Below are 6,151 nucleotides of genomic sequence, written 5' to 3' on the forward strand. Positions count from 1 at the left end.
AAAAGGTACATTTCTATATTTTAGAAATGTACCTTTTGTCTACAATCTGAAAGCAAGGATATTTTATCCTTGCTTTCTTTTTTTATTCTTATAATATAATTCTATTAAATAGTCTAACTCTACATTATTTTTATTTGTATTATGCAAGGAAATAATATTTTTCAAACTTTCCCTTGATAACTCTATATAATTTTTATATTCTTCATTTAAACCATCCATAAATAAAAATTGACGCCATAAATTATTTTCTAAATATAAATACTTAGAATAAATAGCCCTATCAACTTCACTTTCTAAATAATATTTTATATAATTCAATTTTTCTATTCGAATTTCTTTTGCCATTCTAGATTCATAAACACTCTTATCTATTAACTCTCTTATTCTAAATAGCTCTGTATTAAAGTTTGGATTTTTAGCCAAAACACATTTTTTAACTAAAGAATCTTTAACTTTTTTTAATTCATTAAAATTATTAATAGATTCACTACTTATATAAATAAATGCATACTCAAATCGGTCTATAATTTCCTTGTTTATCACACTATTTCTGAGAACCTTTATAATCTCCAAATAATTTAGTCCCTCAAATACTGCAAGTCCTTTATATGTTATAATACCACTAACTTTTTTAGTATATAAAATCTCATACAGAACCTCTATAAAATTCATAGCACACATATCTAAAAATACAACTTCATATTCATACTGATTTATAATACTACAAAGTTCATATGTACTAAAAGATTTGTCAATATTATTTGACATATCTAACATACATTGAAACGGACCTCCATGTCCTGAAATAATTAAAATATTTTTTTTATTTGGTTTATATGTTTTTGCAATTGCACTTTTTATATCTAAGCTAGTATTTTCATTTTTAAACTGATACTTCATTCTTCTTAGAATGCCCTCTTCATACTCTAAATATCCTACTTCATCACTTAAACTATCTGATTCTATAAATGTCCAAATATTTTTTTCATCTATTAAAAAGGTATAAACAATTGAAATACTTACTCCTTTAATATCTTTTAAATTAGAAATCAAATCTGAAATACTTTTTTTCAAAGAATAATATAAATCATTACTTCCATTTACTAAAATACTTATATGCATCTTAATAAAACTCTTTATAAAGCCTTTCTACAGAATCTAATTTATTATCAATTAAACACTCATAAGCCATAAGAGATTTTACTACCGAATTTATTTCTCTTATTATTAAATCTGGATTTTCTGAAAATATATAATTATTTTCTATAAGCACAGTTATAACTTCTAACCTCTTCATTTGAGCCTTTAAAATATTCGCTGAACTCATTTGATGAATTTCTATTGACTTGCAAGTTACCTTTAAAGCATCTTCTACACTTATTGATGCTAAATCACTAGTTTTTTTTAATATTTCTTCCATAACTACACTCATAATACATATCCCCCACAATTTTTAATTTCCATATTCAACATCAACTCTAATACCCTTAGCATTCTCTGTTGTCCTTGTTTTATAATAAAACTCAATACTATCCTCAAATTTCATATGAAGAATCATTTGGTTTTTTAAAACTTCTCTTAGCGTTCTATCTATTGACCTATTAACTTTTAATAAATCATCAACTGAATGTTGTTTACACCCTACTGTATCATGTGTTGTATTTAAAGTTCCTAATACATATTGTATCTTTTCTGCCTCAGCATTAATGATATGTGAAAGTCCTATTTCCTCTAAAGCAATAGAACTTATTAACATATTTATACTATCATCAACGGTTATTCCTATTACAGGATTAATATCTGGTATAGTGGGCATTGACATAAGAATCACCTCCTTCTATATTAGTATTTCAAGGACACCTTATTTATTCTTAAAATCACATATTAATCTATATTTATAACTAACCATAATATTAGATTTTTAAAATCTGTGCCCATTTATAACTTACCAAATCCTGTACATATTTTTCTTATTTCAAACGGACTATTTGCAATATTTTATCGTTAAATTTTTTTTATTATTTTTTTTATTTTAAGCATCAAAAAGTTATAACATGAATATAATTGAGTATAAGGCAAAACAAAATAAAATAAATATACTTAGGAGGTATTATTATGTCATTACCAAAAATTCCTGATATGAACCCAACAGTAGGCATTACTAAAGAAGATGCAGTTAATTTATTAATCACATCTATAGCTATGGAAGAAATCGGTCTTTCACACATCATCAATGCTGAGGGTGAAAAAATTCAATACATCCTTGGAACTCTTGTAGATGCTGATGGAAATGCTATTGCTGCTCCTACAGATGTAACTACAGCAGATGTACTTAGTGTTAACAAATCAGTTAACGGTACTCTTAAAAATGTTTTAAGAAACCAATTATTACTTCAATTAAAACTTGAAGATGCTATGGAAATAGAAACAACACCAGCACCATAATTTAAGTTTAATTGACATAAAATCCAAAGAAAAAGACTTTCTAAATTAATAGATTAATCTCTATTTTAGAAGGTCTTTTTTTTTATAATTACTCATATATTATATTTGAATATACTTTTAAGGGGTAATACATATGAAGAGCTTTAAAATACCATCAAAATCCTCTTTATTCATATCCAAAAAAAACGCTGATGCTAATCTTAATAGTTCATACAATATAACAGTGGGACAATATGGAATGGATGAATTTAGAGGTTTAGTAGAATTTAATTTAAATCCAAGAATTTTTGATTTCAAAATCTATAGAGCAGATCTTGTAATTTACCTTACAGAATCTAAGATAGATTTAAATATAGAAGCATTTATGATGAATATAGCTAGAAACTTAGAGGGTTATAATCCTAATACCGTAACATGGGAAACTGCACCAAAATTTTTTCAAGAAGCTCATTTTTCTAAAATAGGCTCTGACTTTCACGGAAACTATATAATGATTGATGTTTCTAAAATTTTAGAATTTTGGGTTAAGAATAGAGTTTCTATTTTTGGAATGACTTTAGTTGGACTCACAGAAACTAGTCTTTTATATATTTCAAATACAATAAATAAAAAACCTTTTTTAGAAATCTATCTAGATGATGAATGTGAATGTCCAAATTATGGGCATGTACTTTCTCATAATAAAAATATGTCTACTGTCAAAAAATGCTCTGAGCGTTCTGTTGTTAACCCCTCCTCACAACAGCATCATCAATACCACACTGCTCATCATAATGACAATAATAATAATAATAATAATAATAATAATAATAATAGTTATCAAAATAATCCTTACAATCCAAATACTCATCAAAATTCACAATATGATTATAATTCTGACAGAACAGATTATAGCCAAAATAGTTTAGCTTTTCCACCAAATATAGAAAAAACAAGTATTGATTACAACAACTTAATTAATACAGAAACTCCAATATTAGAAGAAAATACAAATATAGAACCAATACCACCTGAAGTTCCATTAGCACCTAAAATACCAAATCCAACACTAATTTCTAATCAAGTTGTTGCATGTGGAAATTTCATTTCAACAAGTGGAGATTTACTAAAAAACAATTTAGAAGCATATGTAAAATTCAACTTAGAAAGTAATGCTACTAGAACTAACTTAAATATAAGTAAAGATGGTATCTTTCTTCTAAATAAAGGACTTTATAAAGTTGATTACTTTATAAATTGCAGAAGTGAGCCTTTTAGTACTGTAGAACTTGAACTTGATGGATTATCTATTCCTATTAGTAAAATTCAAATTTCATCATCTGATTCTCCAACATCTGCAAGTACTTTAATAAATGTTAACGAGGATAATATGATTTTAAAATTAAAACTTTCTACAAGCAATGCAATACTCATTAACACTGGAATATGTGCATCACTAACCCTTATAAAAATCAACTAAAAAGAGAACCTCTGTAATTAAACAGAAGTTCTCTTTTTTAGTTTTATATTAATAATCACTACCCGCTAAATGCCCAGTAGAATAAGCTATCTGAAGATTATACCCACCAGTTTCAGCATCAATATCAATAACTTCCCCTGCAAAATATAAACCACTAATTATCTTTGACTCCATTGTAGAAGCATTAATTTCCTTAACAGCAACGCCACCACTTGTAACTTGTGCGCCTGCTATTGTAATCATATCTCTTACTGTAAGTTTCATTTCTTTAAAATACCCAATAATTTTAAGTTCATCTTCTTTTTTAAGTTCATGTGCCTTCACCTCTGTTAGACCAAGCATAGTCATAATCTCTTTTATAAAATTTTGAGGTAATAACCCTTTAAGATTATTCATTACATTCTTATTTGGATTACTTCTTAATAATTCTGATATCTCATCTTTACTCTTATCAGCTAAAAAATCAAGGAATATCTCAACTTCTTCACCATTTACAAGTGCTTTATTTACATATGATGATATTTTTAATATAGATGGTCCTGAAACACCAAAATGAGTAAATATCATATCTCCTACTTGCTCAAACTTTTTCTTCTTTATTTTAGATGTAACTACAACTTCTTTCATTGCAACACCCTGAAGACTTTTAACAAACTCTTCTTTTATTACAAGAGGTATAAGTGCTGCATGTAATGGCTTTATTGTATGCCCATAATTTTTTAATATCTCATGCATACTTCCATCGGATCCAGTCTTTGGATAACTTTTTCCACCAGTTGTAACTATTACTTTATCTGCATAAAGAATATTTCCACTATTAAGTTTAACACCTTTTATAATAGAATTTTCAACAACTAAATCTTCAACTTTTGAATTAAAAAGAATTTGAATTCCACTCTCTTTTAAATCTTTTTCAAATATTTCTATAACTTCGTCTGCTTTATCACTTTCTGTAAATACTTTTTGGTCATATTCAACTTTATATGTTAAACCTTTGCTTGCAAAGTAATCCATAACATCTAAATTTGAGAAAGTATAAAAAGCACTATATAAAAACTTACTATTAGTAACTACTTTTGGGAAAAATTCTTCAATATCTCTATTATTAGTGATATTGCATCTTCCCCCTCCTGTTAATTTAAGTTTTGCACCAATCTTATTATTTCTTTCTACTAGAGTAACCTCATTAGTTTTAGCTGCGCTAAGTGCTGCCATTATACCAGCTGGGCCTGCTCCTACTACAATAATCTTTGCCATTTATACTCTCCTTAATCTGAATAAATTTTATATATGTAATTTAATATTTAACTAATTAACTTCTATATTATACTATAAAATAATTCAAAACACATATTCATAGCATAATATTTTTAAAAATGGTAATTACTATTAGTATAGAAATTATATTTTATTTTTTGGAGGAATACTAATGAAAAAAATTGCAATTGGACTAATTTTAATATCATGTATGGGACTTACAGCTTGTAGTACCCCAAAAGTCACAGCACCAAACCCACCGGCTCCAACTCCACCAACTGTGACAAATTCTATAAGTAAAAATATCACAGTTGATACAACAGTGCAAAACTCAACTCAAGCTATAAACTTCTTAAAAGAAGGTAACCAAAGATTTATAAAAAATGATTCAGAGCTTGTAAATATAAGTTCTGAGCGAAGAGAACTTCTAAAAAATGGTCAACATCCATATGCAACTCTTGTATCATGTTCTGACTCAAGAGTAACACCATCTCTTGTATTTAATGCTGGTCTTGGTGAACTTTTTGATGTAAGACTTGCTGGAAATGTAGTTGATCAAGATGCTATGGGTTCAATAGAATATGCAGTAGATCATCTTCAATGTCCTCTAATAGTTGTTATGGGTCACCAAAACTGTGGTGCTGTAACAGCTGCTTATAACGATATTATTAAAGGTGAAAAAGTAAAAGGAAATATTGAAGCAATAGTAAAAGAAATAGCTCCTGCAATAAATGCAAATGAATCAATAAATGACGCAATAAATAAAAACATTGCCAATATGGTTAATGTCGTTAAACTAGATCCTATTGTCAAAGAAAAAATGGCTGAAGGTAAAGTTGATGTTGTTGGTGCGTATTATAATCTTGATGGTAGTGTAACTTTCATGGATGGTAAATAAACAATAAAAAAAACTCCTAGATATTAAAATCTAGGAGTCAGATTGTAGACAAAAGGTACATTTCTAAAATATAGAAATGTACCTTTTTCAAT

General features: G+C 27.4%; 7 protein-coding genes. 3 read left to right on the plus strand and 4 right to left on the minus strand.

Annotation, left to right across the window (positions count from 1 at the left end):
* Positions 1-63 precede the first annotated feature (63 nt).
* Genes Q0V24_RS16725 through Q0V24_RS16735 form a run of 3 tightly spaced genes read right to left on the minus strand, consistent with a single transcriptional unit; the run spans position 64 to position 1,822 of the window.
* Positions 64-1,122: a hypothetical protein gene (locus Q0V24_RS16725; RefSeq protein WP_297523259.1), complete on the minus strand. Its 1,059-nt coding sequence runs from the start codon at positions 1,120-1,122 to the stop codon at positions 64-66.
* Position 1,123: 1 nt separating this feature from the next.
* The gene (locus Q0V24_RS16730; RefSeq protein ID WP_297523261.1) at positions 1,124-1,432 is read right to left on the minus strand and encodes a hypothetical protein; all 309 of its coding nucleotides are present in this window, start codon (positions 1,430-1,432) and stop codon (positions 1,124-1,126) included.
* Positions 1,433-1,453: 21 nt separating this feature from the next.
* Positions 1,454-1,822, minus strand: coding sequence for a hypothetical protein (locus tag Q0V24_RS16735; RefSeq protein ID WP_297523263.1), 369 nt, complete (start codon positions 1,820-1,822; stop codon positions 1,454-1,456).
* A 293-nt stretch (positions 1,823-2,115) separates the two neighbouring features.
* On the opposite strand from Q0V24_RS16735, the gene Q0V24_RS16740 reads away from it, so the two are divergent.
* Both Q0V24_RS16740 and Q0V24_RS16745 read left to right on the plus strand, forming a co-directional pair.
* Positions 2,116-2,445 carry a hypothetical protein gene (locus tag Q0V24_RS16740; RefSeq protein ID WP_297523265.1) on the plus strand — a complete coding sequence of 110 codons (330 nt, stop codon included), beginning with the start codon at positions 2,116-2,118 and terminating at the stop codon, positions 2,443-2,445.
* Between the two features lie 133 nt (positions 2,446-2,578).
* The gene (locus tag Q0V24_RS16745; protein WP_297523267.1) at positions 2,579-3,904 is read left to right on the plus strand and encodes a DNRLRE domain-containing protein; all 1,326 of its coding nucleotides are present in this window, start codon (positions 2,579-2,581) and stop codon (positions 3,902-3,904) included.
* Positions 3,905-3,952: 48 nt separating this feature from the next.
* Here Q0V24_RS16745 and Q0V24_RS16750 read toward each other — a convergent pair whose 3' ends face one another.
* Entirely contained in the window at positions 3,953-5,161 is a 1,209-nt protein-coding gene (locus Q0V24_RS16750) for an NAD(P)/FAD-dependent oxidoreductase (protein ID WP_297523269.1), read from the minus strand.
* A 172-nt stretch (positions 5,162-5,333) separates the two neighbouring features.
* Between Q0V24_RS16750 and Q0V24_RS16755 the strand changes: the two genes are divergently transcribed.
* A complete protein-coding gene (locus Q0V24_RS16755; protein ID WP_297523271.1) occupies positions 5,334-6,059 on the plus strand; it encodes a carbonic anhydrase in 726 nt (241 codons plus the stop codon).
* The last annotated feature ends 92 nt before the right edge of the window (positions 6,060-6,151 follow it).

It is taken from the genome of uncultured Clostridium sp., from assembly GCF_947039605.1.
Lineage (GTDB): Bacteria > Bacillota > Clostridia > Clostridiales > Clostridiaceae > Sarcina.

Coding starts and splice junctions, on each gene's coding strand:
- Q0V24_RS16725 (WP_297523259.1), bottom strand. CDS start 1,122: ATGCATATAAGTATTTTAGTAAATGGAAGTAATGATTTATATTATTCT.
- Q0V24_RS16730 (WP_297523261.1), bottom strand. CDS start 1,432: ATGAGTGTAGTTATGGAAGAAATATTAAAAAAAACTAGTGATTTAGCA.
- Q0V24_RS16735 (WP_297523263.1), bottom strand. CDS start 1,822: ATGTCAATGCCCACTATACCAGATATTAATCCTGTAATAGGAATAACC.
- Q0V24_RS16740 (WP_297523265.1), top strand. CDS start 2,116: ATGTCATTACCAAAAATTCCTGATATGAACCCAACAGTAGGCATTACT.
- Q0V24_RS16745 (WP_297523267.1), top strand. CDS start 2,579: ATGAAGAGCTTTAAAATACCATCAAAATCCTCTTTATTCATATCCAAA.
- Q0V24_RS16750 (WP_297523269.1), bottom strand. CDS start 5,161: ATGGCAAAGATTATTGTAGTAGGAGCAGGCCCAGCTGGTATAATGGCA.
- Q0V24_RS16755 (WP_297523271.1), top strand. CDS start 5,334: ATGAAAAAAATTGCAATTGGACTAATTTTAATATCATGTATGGGACTT.